This is a genomic window from Phenylobacterium immobile (ATCC 35973) (assembly GCF_001375595.1).
Classification (GTDB): domain Bacteria; phylum Pseudomonadota; class Alphaproteobacteria; order Caulobacterales; family Caulobacteraceae; genus Phenylobacterium; species Phenylobacterium immobile.
Genome location: NZ_CVJQ01000001.1, coordinates 1,731,620 through 1,748,699, shown reverse-complemented (window position 1 = coordinate 1,748,699; position 17,080 = coordinate 1,731,620). Strand labels below are relative to the sequence as shown.

General features: G+C 67.1%; 27 protein-coding genes. All 27 read right to left on the bottom strand.

The genetic code is table 11. The features are described 5' to 3' along the window. Positions 1-18 precede the first annotated feature (18 nt). The 27 genes from BN1313_RS08575 to rplP all read right to left on the bottom strand — a co-directional run bounded on the left by BN1313_RS08575 (position 19) and on the right by rplP (position 17,080). Entirely contained in the window at positions 19-750 is a 732-nt protein-coding gene (locus BN1313_RS08575; RefSeq protein ID WP_091742529.1) for an ATP12 family chaperone protein, read from the bottom strand. Between the two features lie 13 nt (positions 751-763). Continuing rightward, positions 764-1,741, bottom strand: coding sequence for an RluA family pseudouridine synthase (locus BN1313_RS08570; protein ID WP_091739112.1), 978 nt, complete (start codon positions 1,739-1,741; stop codon positions 764-766). Next, the gene (gene crcB / locus BN1313_RS08565; RefSeq protein ID WP_091739109.1) at positions 1,738-2,121 is read right to left on the bottom strand and encodes a fluoride efflux transporter CrcB; all 384 of its coding nucleotides are present in this window, start codon (positions 2,119-2,121) and stop codon (positions 1,738-1,740) included. The genes BN1313_RS08570 and crcB overlap by 4 nt, the downstream gene beginning before the upstream one ends. Before the next feature lie 68 nt (positions 2,122-2,189). Further along, positions 2,190-2,678: a CC0125/CC1285 family lipoprotein gene (locus BN1313_RS08560; RefSeq protein ID WP_091739106.1), complete on the bottom strand. Its 489-nt coding sequence runs from the start codon at positions 2,676-2,678 to the stop codon at positions 2,190-2,192. Between the two features lie 56 nt (positions 2,679-2,734). Then, positions 2,735-3,478, bottom strand: a complete 744-nt coding sequence (locus tag BN1313_RS08555) for an RluA family pseudouridine synthase (RefSeq protein WP_091739101.1) — start codon at positions 3,476-3,478, stop codon at positions 2,735-2,737. Between the two features lie 25 nt (positions 3,479-3,503). Further along, a complete protein-coding gene (locus BN1313_RS08550) occupies positions 3,504-3,926 on the bottom strand; it encodes a hypothetical protein (RefSeq protein WP_091739098.1) in 423 nt (140 codons plus the stop codon). Between the two features lie 49 nt (positions 3,927-3,975). Further along, positions 3,976-5,277, bottom strand: a complete 1,302-nt coding sequence (locus BN1313_RS08545; RefSeq protein ID WP_091739095.1) for a replication-associated recombination protein A — start codon at positions 5,275-5,277, stop codon at positions 3,976-3,978. 133 nt (positions 5,278-5,410) lie between these two features. Further along, positions 5,411-6,832, bottom strand: coding sequence for a Do family serine endopeptidase (locus BN1313_RS08540; RefSeq protein ID WP_091739092.1), 1,422 nt, complete (start codon positions 6,830-6,832; stop codon positions 5,411-5,413). A gap of 361 nt (positions 6,833-7,193) precedes the next feature. Further along, positions 7,194-7,607: a 50S ribosomal protein L17 gene (rplQ, locus tag BN1313_RS08535; protein ID WP_091739089.1), complete on the bottom strand. Its 414-nt coding sequence runs from the start codon at positions 7,605-7,607 to the stop codon at positions 7,194-7,196. A gap of 51 nt (positions 7,608-7,658) precedes the next feature. Further along, positions 7,659-8,675: a DNA-directed RNA polymerase subunit alpha gene (locus BN1313_RS08530; protein WP_091739086.1), complete on the bottom strand. Its 1,017-nt coding sequence runs from the start codon at positions 8,673-8,675 to the stop codon at positions 7,659-7,661. A gap of 76 nt (positions 8,676-8,751) precedes the next feature. Further along, positions 8,752-9,141 carry a 30S ribosomal protein S11 gene (rpsK, locus tag BN1313_RS08525; RefSeq protein ID WP_091739083.1) on the bottom strand — a complete coding sequence of 130 codons (390 nt, stop codon included), beginning with the start codon at positions 9,139-9,141 and terminating at the stop codon, positions 8,752-8,754. A 15-nt stretch (positions 9,142-9,156) separates the two neighbouring features. Then, complete coding sequence (gene rpsM / locus BN1313_RS08520; RefSeq protein WP_091739080.1) at positions 9,157-9,525, bottom strand: 30S ribosomal protein S13; 369 nt, start codon at positions 9,523-9,525, stop codon at positions 9,157-9,159. 279 nt (positions 9,526-9,804) lie between these two features. After that, complete coding sequence (locus tag BN1313_RS08515) at positions 9,805-10,374, bottom strand: adenylate kinase (protein WP_091739078.1); 570 nt, start codon at positions 10,372-10,374, stop codon at positions 9,805-9,807. 63 nt (positions 10,375-10,437) lie between these two features. Continuing rightward, complete coding sequence (gene secY, locus BN1313_RS08510) at positions 10,438-11,787, bottom strand: preprotein translocase subunit SecY (RefSeq protein WP_091739075.1); 1,350 nt, start codon at positions 11,785-11,787, stop codon at positions 10,438-10,440. 112 nt (positions 11,788-11,899) lie between these two features. Next, the gene (gene rplO, locus BN1313_RS08505) at positions 11,900-12,406 is read right to left on the bottom strand and encodes a 50S ribosomal protein L15 (RefSeq protein WP_091739072.1); all 507 of its coding nucleotides are present in this window, start codon (positions 12,404-12,406) and stop codon (positions 11,900-11,902) included. A 121-nt stretch (positions 12,407-12,527) separates the two neighbouring features. Further along, positions 12,528-12,707 carry a 50S ribosomal protein L30 gene (rpmD, locus tag BN1313_RS08500; RefSeq protein WP_091739069.1) on the bottom strand — a complete coding sequence of 60 codons (180 nt, stop codon included), beginning with the start codon at positions 12,705-12,707 and terminating at the stop codon, positions 12,528-12,530. A gap of 6 nt (positions 12,708-12,713) precedes the next feature. Continuing rightward, entirely contained in the window at positions 12,714-13,295 is a 582-nt protein-coding gene (gene rpsE / locus BN1313_RS08495; RefSeq protein WP_091739066.1) for a 30S ribosomal protein S5, read from the bottom strand. A 10-nt stretch (positions 13,296-13,305) separates the two neighbouring features. Next, entirely contained in the window at positions 13,306-13,665 is a 360-nt protein-coding gene (gene rplR / locus BN1313_RS08490; RefSeq protein WP_091739063.1) for a 50S ribosomal protein L18, read from the bottom strand. Between the two features lie 3 nt (positions 13,666-13,668). Beyond that, complete coding sequence (gene rplF, locus BN1313_RS08485; RefSeq protein ID WP_091739061.1) at positions 13,669-14,202, bottom strand: 50S ribosomal protein L6; 534 nt, start codon at positions 14,200-14,202, stop codon at positions 13,669-13,671. Between the two features lies 1 nt (position 14,203). Next, complete coding sequence (rpsH, locus tag BN1313_RS08480; RefSeq protein WP_091739058.1) at positions 14,204-14,599, bottom strand: 30S ribosomal protein S8; 396 nt, start codon at positions 14,597-14,599, stop codon at positions 14,204-14,206. A gap of 13 nt (positions 14,600-14,612) precedes the next feature. Further along, positions 14,613-14,918: a 30S ribosomal protein S14 gene (gene rpsN / locus BN1313_RS08475; RefSeq protein WP_091739055.1), complete on the bottom strand. Its 306-nt coding sequence runs from the start codon at positions 14,916-14,918 to the stop codon at positions 14,613-14,615. A gap of 19 nt (positions 14,919-14,937) precedes the next feature. Further along, a complete protein-coding gene (rplE, locus tag BN1313_RS08470) occupies positions 14,938-15,504 on the bottom strand; it encodes a 50S ribosomal protein L5 (protein WP_091739052.1) in 567 nt (188 codons plus the stop codon). After that, complete coding sequence (gene rplX / locus BN1313_RS08465) at positions 15,497-15,811, bottom strand: 50S ribosomal protein L24 (protein ID WP_091739050.1); 315 nt, start codon at positions 15,809-15,811, stop codon at positions 15,497-15,499. The genes rplE and rplX overlap by 8 nt, the downstream gene beginning before the upstream one ends. Beyond that, positions 15,811-16,179, bottom strand: a complete 369-nt coding sequence (gene rplN / locus BN1313_RS08460) for a 50S ribosomal protein L14 (protein ID WP_091739047.1) — start codon at positions 16,177-16,179, stop codon at positions 15,811-15,813. The genes rplX and rplN overlap by 1 nt, the downstream gene beginning before the upstream one ends. A 12-nt stretch (positions 16,180-16,191) precedes the next feature. Then, positions 16,192-16,443 carry a 30S ribosomal protein S17 gene (gene rpsQ / locus BN1313_RS08455; protein ID WP_091739044.1) on the bottom strand — a complete coding sequence of 84 codons (252 nt, stop codon included), beginning with the start codon at positions 16,441-16,443 and terminating at the stop codon, positions 16,192-16,194. Between the two features lie 11 nt (positions 16,444-16,454). Next, entirely contained in the window at positions 16,455-16,649 is a 195-nt protein-coding gene (rpmC, locus tag BN1313_RS08450) for a 50S ribosomal protein L29 (RefSeq protein ID WP_091739041.1), read from the bottom strand. After that, a complete protein-coding gene (rplP, locus tag BN1313_RS08445) occupies positions 16,649-17,080 on the bottom strand; it encodes a 50S ribosomal protein L16 (RefSeq protein ID WP_091739038.1) in 432 nt (143 codons plus the stop codon). Before rplP ends, rpmC begins: the two co-directional genes overlap by 1 nt.

Genomic DNA, 17,080 nt, shown 5'->3' with positions numbered 1-17,080 from the left:
GAAAGAGTCGCCGTGAGCTTAGGCCTGAGCCGCGGCTTTGAACCAGCGTTCCAGGAAGATCGCCTCTTCGCGCAGCCGGGCGGTGCGCTCTGCGGCTTCTTCGTCGACGCCCCATTGCTCTTCCTGCCAGGCCTCGTCGAGGCGCGAGAGATCGAAGGCCTCCTCGCCGTTCATCCAGCCACGCTGGAGACCGAGCGACAGGACCGCCGAACCGAAGAGAGACATCCCGAACGCGAGGCCCGCCAGGGTGATGTCATCGCTGGCGGCGGCGAGTTCGCGCACGCGCGCCAGGGTCTGCGGCGGCTGCGGCCGGTGGATCACGCCCTCGACGCGGACGAAAGTGAGGCCAAGCTCGCGGTCCGCGCGATCAAGCAGGGGCGACCACAGGCCGTGCTGGCGGGCGACGAGGGCTGCGGGGCTGTCGGCGTAGTAGCAGAGGACGTCGGAGCCGGCGTAGTCGGCGAAGGACTGGGCCACGGCCTCACGGGCGACGGCGACGGCCTCGACCGCGGTGTTGGCGAGGCGGGTGGCGTGCATGCCGGCCTGGTCGAGCACCTCGCCTTGGCGCGACCAATCTTCAGCCACCCTTTCGGCCAGGCCGCGGGACGGCAGGACCAGCGGCGCGCCCTTGGGCGTCCGCAAGGTCTTGCCATCCAGACTGACACCGAATCCGCCGTTGATTTGGGTGACGCTGACATCGGCGTAGAACCGCCGCACCTTGTCGGTCGCCTCGATGTAACCCTTTCGCACGCGTGTCTCCTGGTTAGCGCCGGCGCGCAAAGGGCTCGGGATCGGCTTCGTGCTCGTCGAACCCGAAACGCTCGAAGCCCGCGCGCATCTCCGGGCTGAGCGGCGCCTCCAGCATCAGGGTTCCGCGCGACGGATGCGGCAGCACCAGGCGGCGTGCGTGCAGCTGCAGCTTCAGGCCCTCTGAGAGCGGCGCGGAGGCCTCATCGCCGTACTTGGGGTCACCGAGGATCGGGTGGCCCATGGCCTTCATATGGGCGCGCAGCTGGTGGGTGCGGCCAGTGTGTGGGCGAAGGGCCATCCAGGCGACGCGATGGCCCGCGCGGCTGATGGTGACGAACTCGGTCTCGGCGGGGGCGGCGTCCGGGTCATTGGGATCGGCAGGCACGACCATCTCGCGGTCCCCGACGCCGCGCTTGGCGAGCGGCAGGTCGAGCACGCCCTCGCCCGGCTTGGGAAAGCCGTTGACCAGGGCCCAGTAGGTTTTCTGCGCCTTGCGCCGGGCGAAGGCGCCGGCGAGCTTGGCGGCCGCGCCGGGGGTCTTGCCCAGCACCAGGACGCCGGAGGTGTCGCGGTCGAGCCGGTGGACCAGCTTGGGGCGGGTGACGCCCTCCCCCCAGGCGCTCAGCAGGCGGTCGACGTGGCGCAGGGTCTTGGTGCCGCCCTGAACGGCCAGGCCCACCGGCTTATTGAGGGCCAGGACCTCCTCGTCCTCATAGAGCACGAGGGAGCGGGCGAAGGCGGCGTCGCGGGGATCGAGGGCGTCGCGGTCGCGCGGCGCCTGTTCGTCCGGCAGCGGCGGGACGCGGACCTGGGCGCCGGCGGTCAGGCGTGTCTCGGGCTTGGCGCGACCGCCATCGACGCGGATCTGGCCGGAACGGGCGAGCTTCTGGATCTGGACGTGGTTGAGGTGCGGCCAGCGCCGCTTGAACCAGCGGTCGAGGCGAACGCCGTCTTCGCCGGCGTCGACATAGAGCGTGCGGACTTCCTTCATGCGAAGAGCCGCCGGGCGAGCAGCAGGCCCACGAACAGGGCCGCGACGGACAAGACCACCGAGCCCAGGCTGTAGGCGAAGGCCTGGACGAAGGCGCGGCGTTCGATCATCAGGGCGGTCTCCAAGGAGAAGGCCGAGAAGGTGGTGAAGCCGCCGAGGACGCCCACGGCCAACAGGAGGCGCAGGCGCTCCTGACCTTCGCCGCCGCGCAACGCCAGGCCGGCGGCCAGCAGCCCCATCAGGAGGCCGCCGAGCACGTTGGCGATCGCCGTACCGTAGGGCCAGGCGGCGCCGAACCGCCGCAGAGCCTCGACGCCCAGCAGATAGCGCGCCACCGCGCCCGCCGCGCCGCCCGCCGCCACGAGAAGAAGGGGTTGCATGGGGGCGTTATGCCTCCGTCCGCGCCGGCGCGCCAGCAGCGCTTGCCGCCCCCCGCAACCGGTGGCGGCTAGGTGCGCGCGCCCATGGCGCGACGCAGGTCGCGGGCGTCGTAGGCTTCGGGGCTCGCGGGCTTGGCGCCCTTGCCCATCAGGACTTCCACGGTGGCCGCCACCGCGGGTCCGGGACCGAGATTGAAGCCGGTGCCGAGGCCAAGGCCGACGCCGGAGCTGCGCCCGTAGTTGCCGCCGCCGACGCCCAGCCCGATCCTGGGGCCATTGCCCGAGCCGGTCTGGCGCATGTAGCGGTTGGTGACCTCGAACCAGTCGTAGCCTTCGGCCAGCGCCAGGTCGGCGGCGCGCAGGAGGGCGTAATCGGAGACCTGCTCGGGCGGCGCCCCCGGCCCGCCCTGGAAGGTGACGCGGTAGCGGTTGGCTTCGATCCGCATCTCCGAATAGCCGACGCCGGTGGGCGTGGGCGCGGCCTGGAAATAGGTGGGGGTCGAGGCGCAGGCCGCGAGGGAAAGGGCGGCGGCGAAGACGGCGATGCGGCGGATCATGGCTTTGCAGTCCTTGCTATGACGCCAGAAACGGCCGCTGACCGTCGCCTGTTCCGTCAGCTGAGGCTCAGGGCCGCAATCAGCGACGTCATGTCCGCGGGCATGGGCGCCTCCATGCGCTTGAGGCCGCCCGCCGGGTGCGGAAACTGCAGGGCGCCGGCGTGCAGCATGAGGCGGGGAACCGCGTGTCCGGCGACGACCAGGGCGCCGCCGTAGCGGACGTCGCCGGAGATCGGCCGGCCGAGCGACGCCAGATGCACGCGCAGCTGGTGCATGCGGCCGGTCTCGGGATTGAGCTCCAGCAGCGCCGCCTGTTCGGTAGCGGCCAGGGTGCGATAGCGGCTGAGCGCGGTCTCCGCGTCGGGGTGGTCGGCGGCGCAAACGCGCATGTAGACCTCGCGGCCCTGTTCCTCGCGGCGCAACGGCGCCTCGATGACGCCGGACCGGGGCTCCGGCGCGCCGGGGGTGACAATGGCGACATAGGTCTTGCGGAACTTGCGCGCCATCATCGCCTTGCCGAGGAAGCCGGCGGCCGGCTTGGTCTTGGCGGTGAGGATCACGCCGGACGTGTCGCGGTCCAGGCGGTGGATCAGGCGCGGGCGGGCCTTGCCCGGCTTGGCGAAGGCCCAGAGCAGTTCATCCAGGGTGTTGGCCTGCCCTCGGCCCCCCTGGCTGGAGAGGCCAGATGGCTTGGCCAACGCCAGGATCTCCGCGTCCTCGAAGATCACGAGGCTGCGCACGAAGGCGACCTCGTCGGGCGTGAGCGAAACAGGCTTCAGGGTGGGCGCGGGCGTCTTCACCCGCGCGCTCTAGCAGAAAGTTCACTCAGCGCAGAACGCCGCGTTTCCGCACGAACAGGGCGTAGGCCAGGAAGAAGACGGCGCCGGCGAAGATGATCCACATCATGCTGGCCGCGGCTCCCATGAGCTTGGCGTAGTCGCTGAGGAGGTAGTTGTAGACCAGCATGGCGATGACGCCGGCCAGCGAGCCGGCGAAGGCGATGACGGCGTAGCGCGAGCGCAGCGCCAGCAGCAGGACGCCGCCGAGCGCGCCCCAGACCCCAAGCGCCCAGACGCCGGTCATCCAGACGGGCATGGCGTTCTGCAGGGCGATCTGCGCGTCGGTCATGCCCATCTCGCGGAAATAGGCTTCGCCGCGGATCATGGACATGAGGAAGTCATAGGCGCCGAAGCCGTTCCAGAGGACGCCGAGTACGACCACCACCCAAAGATGCCACGGACCACGCATGGAGAGCCTCCGTCCCAGACGGTGAGGCTAGCTCAACCTTGGCTGTCCGTCAGCCTTTGCGTGCGCGGATCTGGGCCCAGCGCTCGAGGCGCTCCTTGATGGGGCCTTCACGGCCCTCGCCCTTGGGCGCGTAGAACTGCTGCCGCGCCATACCGTCGGGGAAGTAGTTCTGGCCGGAGAAGCCGTCTTCGGTGTCGTGGTCGTAGGCGTAGCCCTTGCCGTAGCCGAGATCCTTCATCAGCCGCGTCGGCGCGTTGCGGATGTGGGCGGGCGGCATGAGGGAGCCGGTGGCGCGGGCGGCCTTCATGGCGGCGCTGTAGGCCTTGTAGACGGCGTTGGACTTGGGCGCGGTGGCGAGATGCACCACCAGCTGGGCGAGCGCGATCTCGCCCTCCGGAGACCCTAGAAAGTCGTAGGTGTCCTTGGCCGCCACGGCGAGGATCAGCGCGGTGGGGTCAGCGGCGCCGATGTCCTCGGCGGCGGCCCGGACCAGGCGCCGGGCGATGAACAGCGGGTCCTCCCCGCCGGCCAGCATACGGGCCAACCAATAGAGGGCGGCGTCCGGGTCTGAACCGCGGATCGATTTATGCAGCGCGGAGATGAGGTTGTAGTGCTCCTCCCGGTCCTTGTCGTAGGCGGGCGCACGCTTCTGCAGGATCTCGCCGAGGGCCTTGATGTCGAGGGGCTTGGCGCTGGCGATGTTGAACAGGGTCTCGGCGAGCGTCAGCAGGTAGCGGCCGTCGCCATCGGCCATCGCCATCAGAGCCTCACGGGCCTGGTCGTCGAGCGGCAGGGGCCGGCCTTCGAAGGCCTCGGCGCGGGCGATCAGTTCGCTGAGCGCCGGCTCGTCCAGGCGGCGCAGGACAAACACCTGGGCGCGGGACAGCAGCGCGCCGTTCAGTTCGAAGGACGGGTTCTCGGTGGTGGCGCCGACCAGGGTGACGACCCCCTCTTCGACGAAGGGCAGGAAAGCGTCCTGCTGGGCGCGGTTGAAGCGGTGGATTTCGTCGATGAAGAGCAGGGTGTTCTGGCCGGCGGCGCGGCGAACGCGGGCCTGTTCGAAGGCCTTCTTCAGATCGGCGACCCCGGAGAACACCGCCGAGAGCTGCTGGAACTCATAGCCGGCGGCCTTGGCCAGCAGGCGGGCGATGGTGGTCTTGCCGGTGCCGGGCGGGCCCCAGAGGATCATGGAGGCGAGCCTGCGGGCGTCAGCCATCCGGCGGATCGGGCCTTCGGGGCCCAGCAGGTGATCCTGGCCGATCACCTCGTCCAACGCCTGGGGCCGCAGGCGGTCGGCGAGCGGGCCAGGCGCCTGCGGCTTCAGACCGGCGGCTTCGAAGAGATCGGGCATGGGGGAAGTGTAGGCTCCAAGGGGACGATCACAAAACACCCGCTCGGCCGCCTTCGATCCTTCAACACCGGTGCTTGAGTCCTGCCTTCTCCCGCAAGGGGAGAAGGAAGCCAGAGTGCAGTCGTCTGCGGCGTTAGATCCGGAAGGTGGCGGTGACGGTCTGGCCGCCGCGTTCGATGGTGACGCGCCAGCCGACGGCGGGTTGGGCGACGGCGCCCGTGAGATCGCCAACGGCGCGGATGGTGCGCCCGTTGACGTCGCGGATGATGTCGCCGGGTTGCAGGCCGGCGTTCATGGCCAGCCCCTGCCCCACCTTCAGCACCAGGACGCCGGCGGGAATGAAGGGATCAAGGCCCGCCTCGTCGGCGACGGCCGGGGACAGATTGACGACGGTCGCGCCATCGAAGGGATTGCGGCCACGGATGAGGCGTTCGTCCCGCGCCGGCGTCGCGGGTGGGGCCTCGGCGCGCAGGGTGAGCGCCTGTTCGCCGCCGGTGCGGCGGACGCCGATGCGGATGGTCTCGCCCGGGCGGTGCGTGCCGACGCCATAGTTGGCGGCCGCGGCGTCGGCGACGGGGCGGCCATCGACGCTGACCACCACATCGCCCTGCCTCAGGCCGGCGCGGGCGGCGGGGCCGCCCGGCCAGAGGTCGGCGACGAGCGCGCCTTGCGGGATGGCCTGGCCGATGCTGCGGGCGATCTCGGGCGTGACCGTCTGCAGGCGTGCGCCGAGCCAGGGCCGGACCACGGCGCTGCCGCCGCCGACGGCGGTCTCGACCACGCGACGGATGACGGCGGCGGGCACGGCGAAGCCCACGCCGGCCGAGGCGCCCGAGCGCGAGAGGATGAAGCTGTTCACGCCGATCAGGTCGCCGTCCATGTCGACCAGCGCGCCGCCCGAGTTGCCCGGATTGATCGCCGCGTCGGTCTGGATGTAGGCGGCGGCCGCATCGCCATTGGGATCAGCGGTGCGATTGAGCGCCGAGATAATGCCGTTGGTCACGGTCTGGCCGACGCCGAAGGGATCGCCGATGGCCAGCACCAGGTCGCCGATCTGGGCGTCGCCGCTGTCGTCGATGGCCAGGACGGGCAGGCGCTCGCCGGCTGGCACGTTGATCTTGAGGATGGCCAGGTCCGAGCGTGGGTCGGCGAGCAGAATCTTGGCGGTGAATTCGCGGCGGTCGGCGAGCGCGACCGTGATCTCCTCGCCGCCGGCGACCACATGGTTGTTGGTCACGATGACGCCGTCAGGCCGGACGATGACGCCGGAGCCGAGCGAGCCCTCAACCCGATCGCGCGGCGCGCCCATGCCGAACATTTCCCAGAAGGGGTCCGCCCGCTGACGCACCATGCGCTTGGACGAGATGTTGACCACGGCCGGCGCAGCCCGGCGCACGACGGGGGCGAAAGACTGCTTCAGGGAAAGCGCGCTGGCCGGGACCGCACGGGTGGGCGTCGCGAGCGGCGGCGTTTGGGCCTGCGATTGGCCATTGGGGTTGGAGCAGGCGGCCATCAGCATCAGGGCGGGCAGGACGAGGCGGGCGGCTGGGCGCATAGGGTCTCCAGAGTCTTCTTATTGCTTCAGGTGCGGACGATTTTCGGCGCAATCAAGGCGCGGCGGCCGCTTGGGTCTCTTGTGGCTCAGCTTCAGAACGCAAAGCCAGGGCGAAGGCTGCGAGCAAGAGGGCCGCGGCCACGAAGATCAGACCGCCGAATTCATCGCGGCCTGGCGAAGATGAAGCCGAACGCGGCCTTTGGCTTTCGGGTCATGGCACGCCCACGGGATGGGTGAGGATCCTCGCAGCCTTCGCCGGGCGGTCAAGGCCGTCCGGCGGCGCTGTCCGCGCCCAGACAAGCGAAAGGCCCCGGAACCTGCGTTCCGGGGCCCTGCGATCAGGCTTTGCGCCCGACATTTCTTACTCGACGAAGGCCGCTTCCGGCTTCGGACCGGAGTCCTTGCCCTTCTCGGCCGGGTCGCGATCGACGAACTCGATGACGGCCAGCGGCGCGTTGTCGCCGTAGCGGAAGCCGGCCTTGAGCACGCGGATATAGCCGCCCGGACGCTCCGCGTAGCGCGGCGCCAGAACGCCGAACAGCTTGCCGACCTGCTCCACGTCGCGAACCTGGCTGATCGCCTGGCGGCGCGCATGCAGATCGCCACGCTTGCCGAGCGAGACGAGCTTCTCGACGAAGGGACGAAGCTCCTTGGCCTTCGGCAGGGTCGTCACGATCTGCTCGTGCTTGATCAGGCTCGCGGCCATGTTGGCGAACAGGGCCGTGCGGTGGGCGCTGGTGCGACCGAGTTTGCGGTGCGCTTTACCGTGGCGCATGGAAGTCTCTCCTTCAGGTCGCGGGGCGTCTCCCGACGCGCCGCTCGAAAATTACATCTGGTCTTCGAACTTCTTGGCCAGCTCTTCGATGTTCTCAGGCGGCCAGTTCGGAATGTCCATGCCGAGGTGCAGGCTCATTCCGGCGAGGACTTCCTTGATCTCGTTGAGCGACTTACGGCCGAAGTTCGGGGTGCGGAGCATCTCGGCTTCGGTCTTCTGGATGAGGTCGCCGATGTAGACGATATTGTCGTTCTTCAAGCAGTTGGCCGAGCGGACCGACAGTTCCAGTTCGTCGACCTTCTTCAGCAGGGCCGGGTTGAACGGCAGCTCGGGCTTGGCTTCGCCTTCGACCTTCTTCTTCGGCTCTTCGAAGGTGATGAAGATCTGCAGCTGGTCCTGGAGGATGCGCGCAGCGTAGGCCACGGCGTCAACGGGGGTGACCGCGCCGTTGGTTTCAACTTCCATGATCAGCTTGTCGTAGTCGAGGCTCTGGCCCTGCCGGGTCGGCTCGACGCGGTAGGCGACGCGCTTCACGGGCGAATAGAGCGCATCCACGGCGATCAGGCCGATGGCGGCGTCTTCCGGCCGGTTCAGTTCAGCGGCGACATAGCCCTTGCCGGTCTGAACGGTGAACTCCATGCGCACGGTCGCGCCCTCGTCGAGGGTGCAGAGCACATGGTCGCCGTTCAGGATTTCGATGTCCGACGGCGCCTCGATCTGGCTGGCGGTCACCGGGCCAGGGCCGGTGGCGCGCAGGGTCATGCGCTTCGGGCCTTCGGCGTGCATGCGCACGGCGAGCTGCTTGATGTTCAACACGATGTCGACGACGTCTTCGCGGACGCCTTCGATCGAGGAGAATTCATGCACGACGCCGTCAATCTGAACGGCGGTGACGGCAGCGCCCTGCAACGACGACAGCAGCACGCGGCGCAGGCTGTTGCCCAGCGTCACACCAAAGCCGCGTTCGAGAGGTTCGGCCACCAGACGCGCCTTGCGGCTGGCGTCGGCGCCGGTCTCGATCTGCGGCTTCTCGGGACGGATGAGCTCGTTCCAGTTTCTTTCGATCACGGATGGGTGTCCCTCGAAACGCAGGAGCGCCGGCCGCGAATGCGGGCCGGCGTGGGGAAGTTCGGCGGTACGCGCCTCAGACGCGGCGGCGCTTAGGCGGACGGCAGCCGTTGTGCGGGATCGGCGTCACGTCGCGGATGGTCGTGATCGTCATGCCAACGGACTGAAGCGCGCGCAGCGCCGATTCACGGCCCGAACCCGGACCAGAAACGCTGACTTCCAGTGTCTTGACGCCATGCTCGGCAGCCTTGCGGCCAGCGTCCTCGGCGGCCATCTGGGCGGCGTAAGGGGTCGATTTGCGCGAACCCTTGAAGCCCATCATGCCCGCCGACGACCAGGAAATCGTATTCCCTTGAGCGTCGGTGATGGTGATCATGGTGTTGTTGAACGAGGCGTTCACGTGCGCCACGCCCGAGGTGATGTTCTTGCGTTCGCGCCGTTTGACGCGAGCCGGTTCCTTGGCCATCGGAGGTAGACTCTCTTACTTCTTCTTGCCGGCGATCGGCTTGGCCGGACCCTTGCGGGTGCGGGCGTTGGTGTGGGTGCGCTGACCGCGCACCGGCAGGCCCTTGCGGTGACGCAGGCCGCGGTAGCAGGCCAGGTCCATCAGGCGCTTGATGTTGACGGCCGTCTCGCGGCGCAGGTCGCCCTCGACGGTGTAATCACGGTCGATGGTCTCGCGGATCTGCAGGACTTCGGCGTCGGTCAGCTGGTTGACGCGGCGGGCGTCTTCGATGCCGACCTTACCGACGATCTCACGCGCGCTCTGCGGGCCGATGCCATGGATGTACTGCAACGCGATCACAACGCGCTTGTTCGTGGGAATGTTGACGCCAGCAATACGGGCCACGTGGAGATCTCCCAGTCGCGGCCAAGGCCGCGAAGAATAAGGTCACGCAAGAAAAGCGCGAGCGACGCCCCGACCTCGCCCGAAGGGCTTAGGCCGGCGCGTCCATCGCGCTGAATCGCGGAAGGGCATGGTTATAGGGATCGCGCCGCTTCCGTCAATGCCGGAAACGACGATTTGCGAAGGGCCGGCCTGGACCCCGCGACGCGCGAATCCCAGAGCGATCGATCCGGCCGCTTGAGGAAAGCACGAGACGCGTAAGGTGGCAAACCGATCCATGGTTCAGGCGTGCGCCGCCAGGGCCTGATCGATGGCCTGGGCCACCTCGGCGATGGCGGCCATGCCGTCGACTTCCACCAGCTTGCCCTGCCCCTTGTAGTAGGGAAGCAGCGGGGCGGTCTGGTTGTTGTAGGCGCCGAGCCGGACCTTGAAGCTTTCCGGATTGTCGTCCGGACGCCCGCTCTCGGCGAACCGGCCAGCGATCCGTTGGGTCAGCTCGGCGTCGTCGACCTTCAGGCGAACGACGAGGTCGATCTTGGCGCCGCGGCCGGCCAGCATGGCGTCGAGCGCCTCGGCTTGGGCGAGCGTGCGCGGGAAGCCATCGAAGATCGCGCCGCCAGCGGCCTCGGCTTCGGGCAAACGTTGCTCGATCAGCTCGATGACGATGGCGTCGGTGACCAGGTCGCCGCGCTGCATGATGCCGGCGACCCGCTGGCCGAGCTCGGAGCCCGAGGCGACGGCGGCGCGCAGCATGTCGCCGGTCGACAGCTGGACCATGCCGCGGCCTTCAACCAGGCGCTTGGCCTGGGTCCCCTTCCCCGCCGCGGGCGGGCCGAACAGGATCAGATTCATAGAGATGCCCCTTGCCCGGACGCCACCCCCGCGGCGCCCGTTGGTCCTCGTTCAGAGCGCAGCCTAGCGGCCGCGCCCGCCCCGCAGCTTGGATTTCCGGATAAGCCCTTCGTACTGGTGCTGCAGCAGATGGGACTGGATCTGGGTGACCGTATCCATGGTCACGCTCACCACGATGAGCACCGAGGTGCCGCCCATGTAGAAGGGCGCGTGGTAGAAGCCGATCAGCAGTTCCGGCAGCAGGCAGACGAGCGCGATATAGGCCGCGCCGATCACCGTCAGACGGGTCAGCACAAAGTCGAGATACTCGGCCGTGCGCTTGCCAGGCCGGATGCCCGGCAGGAAACCGCCGTACTTGCGCAGGTTCTCCGCCGTGTCCTCAGGGTTGAAGACCACGGAGGTGTAGAAGAAGCAGAAGAAGATGATCAGCGCGCCGTAGAGCACCATGAACAGCGGCTGGCCGTGCTGCAGCTGGCCCACCATGGTGGGCAGCCATTGCGCCCACGGCGGCAGGTTCGCCGTCGAGGCGAAGCCCAGCATGGTCGCCGGCAACAGCAGCAGGCTGGAGGCGAAGATCGGCGGGATGACGCCGGCGGTGTTGATTTTCAGCGGCAGGAACGAGGTGTCGCCGCCGAACATGCGGTTGCCCACCTGTCGCTTGGGATACTGCACCAGGAGGCGGCGCTGCGAGCGCTCGACGAAGACGATGGCGACCGTCACGGCGATGACGAGGGCCAGGATCATGAAGAGCGCCGCCGGGCTCATTTCACCCGTGCGGGTGAGCGAGAAGGCCTGGCTGACATAGCGCGGCAGGACCGAGACGATACCGGCGAAGATGATCAGCGAGATGCCGTTGCCGACGCCGCGGCTGGTGATCTGCTCGCCAAGCCACATGAGGAACAGCGTCCCGCCGGTCAGGGTGACGACGGTCGCGACGACGAAGAACGGACCGGGATTGTCGACCAGGCCGGGCGAGGCGGCCAGACCCATGGCGATGCCGAAGGACTGGAAGACCGCGAGAACGACGGTGAGGTAGCGGGTGTACTGATTGAGCTGTTTGCGCCCCGCCTCCCCGCCTTCCTTGCGAAGCTTCTCCCACGGCGGATAGACCGTGCCGAGCAGCTGCACGATGATCGACGCCGAGATATAGGGCATCACATTGAGGGCGAAAATCGCCATCCGCTCCACCGCGCCGCCCGAGAACATGTTGAACATGCCCAGGATGCCGCCGGCCTGGCCCTGGAAGGCCTGGGCGAAGGCGCCGGGATCAATCCCCGGGATCGGCACATAGGTGCCCAGCCGGTAGACGATCATGGCGATGATGGTGAACCAGATGCGCTTGTGAAGTTCGGTCGCCTTCTGGAAGGCGCCGAAGTTCATATTGGCGGCGAGCTGTTCGGCGGCCGAAGCCATACGGATCCCCTGACCTGACGCTTAACGCTTAGGGACCTAGGCCGTGGGCCTTAAGTCCACGCACAGATAGGGCGGTGTCGCGGGATTCGCGACCCCGCCCCTCAAAAGGCGATCAGGCCTTGGCCTTGGCGACCAGCTTGCCCGCGGGACGCGGTTCCGGCTTGGTGATGGTCAGCTTGCCGCCGGCCTTCTCCACCGCGGCCTGGGCCGAAGCGGAAGCCGCGTAGACGGCGATGTCGATCTTGGACGAGAGCTCGCCCTTGCCGAGCAGCTTCACCCCGTCCTTGGCGCGACGAACGACACCGGCGGCGACGAGGGCGTCAGCGTCGATCAGCTTGGCGGCGTCGAGCTTGCCGGCGGCGATCGCCTGCTCAAGACGCCAGAAGTTCACGACGGCGAACTCCTTGGCGAAGGGATTGTTGAAGCCGCGCTTGGGCATCCGCATGTGCAGCGGCATCTGGCCGCCTTCGAAGCCGGCGATGGACACGCCCGAGCGCGCCTTCTGGCCCTTCACGCCGCGACCGGCGGTCTTGCCCTTACCCGAACCTGGGCCACGGCCGACGCGCATTCGCCCCTTGGTGGAGCCTTCCTGCGGGGCGAGTTCGTTCAACTTGCTCATAATGCCTCTCCTTGGAGATCTGGCGCCGGACCAACGGTCCGACTCGGCTTGAAAAGGAAACCGGCGCTGCGGTGACAGCGCCGGCTTTTAACTCTGGATGTCGTCTACGACCAGGGGAACCCTAGGCCTCGACGACTTCGACCAGGTGGGCGACCTTGGCGATCATCCCACGGACGGAGGGCGTATCCTCCAAGGTCGAGGTGCGGCCCGGGCGGTTGAGACCCAGACCCACGAGCGTCGCGCGCTGATCAGCCTTGCGGCGGATCGGGCTGCCCGTCTGACGAACGGTGACCGTAGCCATCTGAACTTATCCTTCAGCGTCGGGGATGGCGGCCGAGGCGCCATCGGCGCGGCGGCCGATCACGTCAGCGACCTTCTTGCCGCGCTTGTTGGCGACCTGACGCGGCGACGACTGGGCCTTGAGGGCCTCAAACGTCGCGCGCACCATGTTGTAGGGGTTGGAGGAGCCGACCGACTTGCCGACGACGTCCTGCACGCCCAGGGTTTCGAGCACCGCGCGCATCGGACCGCCGGCGATGACGCCGGTGCCCGGCGCCGCCGCGCGGACCATCACCTTACCGGCGCCCCAACGGCCATTGCCGTCATGGTGCAGGGTGCGGCTCTCGCGGAGCGGCACGCGGATCATGGTCTTCTTGGCTTCTTCGGTCGCCTTGCGGATGGCTTCCGGCACTTCACGCGCCTTGCCATGGCCGAAGCCGACACGGCCCTTCTGGTCGCCCACAACCATGAGGGCGGCGAAGGAGAACCGGCGGCCGCCCTTCACGGTGGCCGCGACGCGGTTGATGTGCACCAGCTTTTCGACGATGTCGCTGTCGCGTTCTTCTTCGCGATTGCGACGATCGCCGCGCTCTTCGTTCCTGCGAGCCATCTTGCGTTCCTTAGAAGTTCAGGCCGGCTTCGCGCGCGGCGTCAGCCAGGGCCTTGACCCGACCGTGGTAGATGTAGCCACCGCGATCGAAGACCACGTCCTTCACGCCCTTTTCGATGGCGCGTTGAGCGACGAGCGCGCCAATACGGGCGGCGGCCTCGACGTCGGAGCCCTTGGCGCGGCCTTCGCCGCCTTCAAGGCTGGAAGCAGACGCGATCGTCACGCCGTTCGCATCATCGATGACCTGGGCGTAGATGTTCTTGTCCGAACGGAAGACCGACAGACGCGGGCGGCCGTTGGCCAGCTTGCGCAGGCGGATACGGTTGCGCTCGGCGCGGCGGAGAGTGGAATCACGAGAGGTAAGGGCCATGACCTACTTCTTCTTGCCTTCCTTGCGGCGGACGCGTTCGCCGGCGTAGCGCACGCCCTTGCCCTTGTAGGGCTCCGGCGGACGGATGCGGCGGATGCGGGCGGCGGTCTCGCCGACCTGCTGCTTGTCGATGCCCGAAATCTTGATCTCGGTCTGCTTCGGCACAGCGAAGCTGATGCCAGTGGGCGCCTCGATGTCGACGTCGTGCGAGAAGCCGAGCTGAAGCGACAGCGCCTGGCCCTTCATCGCCGCACGATAGCCGACGCCGACCAGCTCGAGCGTACGCTCGAAACCGTCGGTCACGCCGGTCATCATGTTGGCGACCAAGGTGCGCGTGAGACCCCACATCGCTTGCGCGCGTGTGTTGTCCACCCGCTTGGCGAGCGTGAGTTCGGCGCCCTCGTGCTTCACTTCGATTTCTTCGGCCAAAGTCCAGCTGAGTTCGCCCTTCGGGCCCTTCAGCTTCAGGGTCTGGCCCTCGATGATCACCGACACCCCAGCGGGGACGGCGATCGCCTTCTTACCAATCCGCGACATCTTAGTAGACCCGGCAGAGGACTTCGCCGCCCACGTTCGCGTCACGCGCGGCCGTGTCCGACATCACGCCCTTGGGCGTCGACAGGATCGAGATCCCGAGGCCGTTCTTCACAGGCTTCAGGTCCTTGATCGACGAATAGACCCGACGGCCCGGCTTGGAGACGCGAGCGATCTCCACGATGACCGGCTGACCGTCGAAGTACTTGAGCTCGATCTCGAACTCGGGGAAGGCGCCGGGCTTTTCCACCAGGTGGTAGCCGCGGATGTAGCCTTCATCAAGAAGCACATCGAGAACCCGAGCCCGCATGCGCGAGGCCGGCGTGAGCAGCTTGGAACGGCCGCGCATGGCGGCGTTCTTGATGCGGGCGATCAGATCGCCGATGGGGTCGTTGACCATCTTCAGATCCCCCTTACCAGCTCGACTTGACGAGGCCGGGGATAAGGCCAGCGGACCCTAGGTCCCGCATAGCGATCCGGCTCATCTTGAGCTTGCGATAGAAAGCCCGCGGACGGCCCGTGACTTCGCAGCGGTTGCGAATACGGACCTTCGACGAGTTGCGCGGCAGTTCAGCCAGCTTCAGCCGGGCTTCGAAACGCTCTTCCAGGGGAAGGCTCTCGTTGCTGGCGGTCGCCTTCAGCGCTTCGCGCTTGGTGGCGTACTGCTTCACGAGCTGCTTGACGCGTTCGTTGCGGTTGACGGCGCTCTTCTTAGCCATGTCTTTTCTTCCTTCCCGCCTAAGCCTGAGGCTGAACGAACGGGAACTGGAATTCCTTCAGAAGCGCGCGCGCTTCGTCATCGGTCTTCGCAGTCGTGGCGACGATGATGTCCATGCCCCACATCTGATCGATCTGATCGTAGTTGATCTCCGGGAACACGATGTGCTCCTTCAGACCCATGGCGTAGTTGCCACGACCATCGAACGAGGTGGGCTTCAGGCCCCGGAAATCCTTCACGCGCGGCAGCGCGATAGTGATCAGCCGGTCCAGGAACTCGTACATGCGGTCCGCACGAAGGGTGACCTTCGCGCCGATGACCATGCCTTCGCGCAGCTTGAAGCCGGCGATGGAGGTCCGCGCCTTGGTCGGCACCGGCTTCTGGCCGGCGATCTTCGTCAGGTCGGCAATGGCGCTCTGGACCTTCTTGGAGTCCGCGACCGCTTCACCGATCCCCATGTTCAGGACGATCTTGTCCAGCTTGGGGATCTGCATTTCATTCGAATAGCCGAACTGTTCCTTCATCGTCGCGCGGATGCGCTGGCGATACTCGGACTTCAGCCGGGGTTCGTAAGCTTGATCAACCATTGATCACCTCGCCCGTCGTCTTGGCGAAGCGGACCTTCTTGTCGCCATCCACGCGGAAGCCGACGCGGGTCGGCTTGCCGTTGGAGTCGACCAGCGACACGTTCGACACGTGAAGCGCCGCTTCTTTGCTCTTGATGCCGCCCTGCGGGTCTCCCTGCGACGGCTTGGTGTGGCGCTGGACCATGTTCAGGCCCTCGACCACAACGCGTTCTTCCTTCGGCAGAACCTTCAGAACCGCGCCCTGGCGGCCCTTGTCCTTGCCTGCAAGGACGACGACGCGGTCGCCCTTCTTGATCTTCGCCGCCATCACAGCACCTCAGGGGCGAGCGAGATGATCTTCATGTGGTTCTTCGCGCGCAATTCACGAGGAACCGGGCCAAAGATCCGCGTGCCGATCGGCTCGCTCTGCTTGTTCACGATCACCGCCGCGTTCTTGTCGAAGCGGATCATGGAGCCGTCCTTGCGCTTGATGGCCTGGGACGTACGAACGACGATGGCTTGCAGCACATCGCCCTTCTTCACGCGGCCGCGCGGGATCGCTTCCTTGACGGAAACGACGATCTTGTCACCGACGCCGGCGTAACGGCGCCCAGCGCCGCCCAGCACCTTGATGCACATGACTCGGCGAGCGCCGGAGTTGTCGGCGACGTCCAGGTTAGTTTGCATCTGGATCATAGGTTCAGATCCTTAAGCTTGTTGGGCGGCGCCGCCCTTGGGCAGCACCTCCCAAGTCTTGGTTTTCGACTTCGGGGCGCATTCGATGATGCGAGCCACGTCGCCGGCCTTGTAAGCGTTCGCTTCGTCGTGGGCGTGGTACTTCTTCGACCGGCGGACGGTCTTCTTCAGCACCGGATGGAGGAAGGTGCGTTCCACCTTCACCACCACTGATTTGTCGCCCTTGTCGGAGACGACAACGCCTTCGAGAATTCGTTTCGGCATTCGTCCTCTCCTTAGGCCGTGGCCTGCTTGGCCTTCAGGACGGTTTTGATGCGGGCGATATCGCGACGCACCTCTTCCACCCTGTGGGTCTTCTCGACCTGGCCCGTCGCCTTCTGGAAGCGCAGGTTGAACTGCTCTTTCTTCAGGTTCAGCAGCGTCTCGGCCAACTGGTCGGGGGTGAAGCCCCGCACTTCATCAATCTTCATCACGCGTGCTCCGCAACGGGGGCTTCGATGCGGGTGACCACGCGGGTCTTCACCGGAAGCTTCGCCGCGCCGAGGCGCAGGGCTTCACGGGCCACATCGTCCGGCACGCCGTCGATTTCGAACATGATGCGGCCGGGGTGAACGCGGGCCGCCCAGTATTCGACAGCGCCCTTGCCCTTGCCCATCCGCACTTCGGCCGGCTTGTCGGTGACCGGCACGTCCGGGAAGATCCGGATCCAGACGCGGCCCTGACGCTTCATCTGGCGCGTGATCGCGCGGCGGGCCGCTTCGATCTGCCGGGCGGTGATCCGCTCGGGTTCGACAGACTTCAGGCCATAGGAGCCGAAGTTCAGCGTGAAGCCGCCCTTGGCCGTCCCGTGGATCTTGCCCTTGAACTGCTTGCGGTACTTGGTTTTCTTCGGAGACAGCAT

Excerpts from the sequence above, each read along its gene's own strand:
- BN1313_RS08570 (WP_091739112.1), bottom strand. The coding sequence starts at position 1,741 with ATGAAGGAAGTCCGCACGCTCTATGTCGACGCCGGCGAAGACGGCGTT.
- crcB (WP_091739109.1), bottom strand. The coding sequence starts at position 2,121 with ATGCAACCCCTTCTTCTCGTGGCGGCGGGCGGCGCGGCGGGCGCGGTG.
- BN1313_RS08560 (WP_091739106.1), bottom strand. The coding sequence starts at position 2,678 with ATGATCCGCCGCATCGCCGTCTTCGCCGCCGCCCTTTCCCTCGCGGCC.
- BN1313_RS08550 (WP_091739098.1), bottom strand. The coding sequence starts at position 3,926 with ATGCGTGGTCCGTGGCATCTTTGGGTGGTGGTCGTACTCGGCGTCCTC.
- BN1313_RS08545 (WP_091739095.1), bottom strand. The coding sequence starts at position 5,277 with ATGCCCGATCTCTTCGAAGCCGCCGGTCTGAAGCCGCAGGCGCCTGGC.
- BN1313_RS08540 (WP_091739092.1), bottom strand. The coding sequence starts at position 6,832 with ATGCGCCCAGCCGCCCGCCTCGTCCTGCCCGCCCTGATGCTGATGGCC.
- rplQ (WP_091739089.1), bottom strand. The coding sequence starts at position 7,607 with ATGCGCCACGGTAAAGCGCACCGCAAACTCGGTCGCACCAGCGCCCAC.
- rpsK (WP_091739083.1), bottom strand. The coding sequence starts at position 9,141 with ATGGCCAAGGAACCGGCTCGCGTCAAACGGCGCGAACGCAAGAACATC.
- BN1313_RS08515 (WP_091739078.1), bottom strand. The coding sequence starts at position 10,374 with ATGAATCTGATCCTGTTCGGCCCGCCCGCGGCGGGGAAGGGGACCCAG.
- secY (WP_091739075.1), bottom strand. The coding sequence starts at position 11,787 with ATGGCTTCGGCCGCCGAACAGCTCGCCGCCAATATGAACTTCGGCGCC.
- rplO (WP_091739072.1), bottom strand. The coding sequence starts at position 12,406 with ATGAGCAAGTTGAACGAACTCGCCCCGCAGGAAGGCTCCACCAAGGGG.
- rpmD (WP_091739069.1), bottom strand. The coding sequence starts at position 12,707 with ATGGCTACGGTCACCGTTCGTCAGACGGGCAGCCCGATCCGCCGCAAG.
- rpsE (WP_091739066.1), bottom strand. The coding sequence starts at position 13,295 with ATGGCTCGCAGGAACGAAGAGCGCGGCGATCGTCGCAATCGCGAAGAA.
- rplR (WP_091739063.1), bottom strand. The coding sequence starts at position 13,665 with ATGGCCCTTACCTCTCGTGATTCCACTCTCCGCCGCGCCGAGCGCAAC.
- rplF (WP_091739061.1), bottom strand. The coding sequence starts at position 14,202 with ATGTCGCGGATTGGTAAGAAGGCGATCGCCGTCCCCGCTGGGGTGTCG.
- rpsH (WP_091739058.1), bottom strand. The coding sequence starts at position 14,599 with ATGGTCAACGACCCCATCGGCGATCTGATCGCCCGCATCAAGAACGCC.
- rpsN (WP_091739055.1), bottom strand. The coding sequence starts at position 14,918 with ATGGCTAAGAAGAGCGCCGTCAACCGCAACGAACGCGTCAAGCAGCTC.
- rplE (WP_091739052.1), bottom strand. The coding sequence starts at position 15,504 with ATGGTTGATCAAGCTTACGAACCCCGGCTGAAGTCCGAGTATCGCCAG.
- rplX (WP_091739050.1), bottom strand. The coding sequence starts at position 15,811 with ATGGCGGCGAAGATCAAGAAGGGCGACCGCGTCGTCGTCCTTGCAGGC.
- rplN (WP_091739047.1), bottom strand. The coding sequence starts at position 16,179 with ATGATCCAGATGCAAACTAACCTGGACGTCGCCGACAACTCCGGCGCT.
- rpsQ (WP_091739044.1), bottom strand. The coding sequence starts at position 16,443 with ATGCCGAAACGAATTCTCGAAGGCGTTGTCGTCTCCGACAAGGGCGAC.
- rpmC (WP_091739041.1), bottom strand. The coding sequence starts at position 16,649 with ATGAAGATTGATGAAGTGCGGGGCTTCACCCCCGACCAGTTGGCCGAG.
- rplP (WP_091739038.1), bottom strand. The coding sequence starts at position 17,080 with ATGCTGTCTCCGAAGAAAACCAAGTACCGCAAGCAGTTCAAGGGCAAG.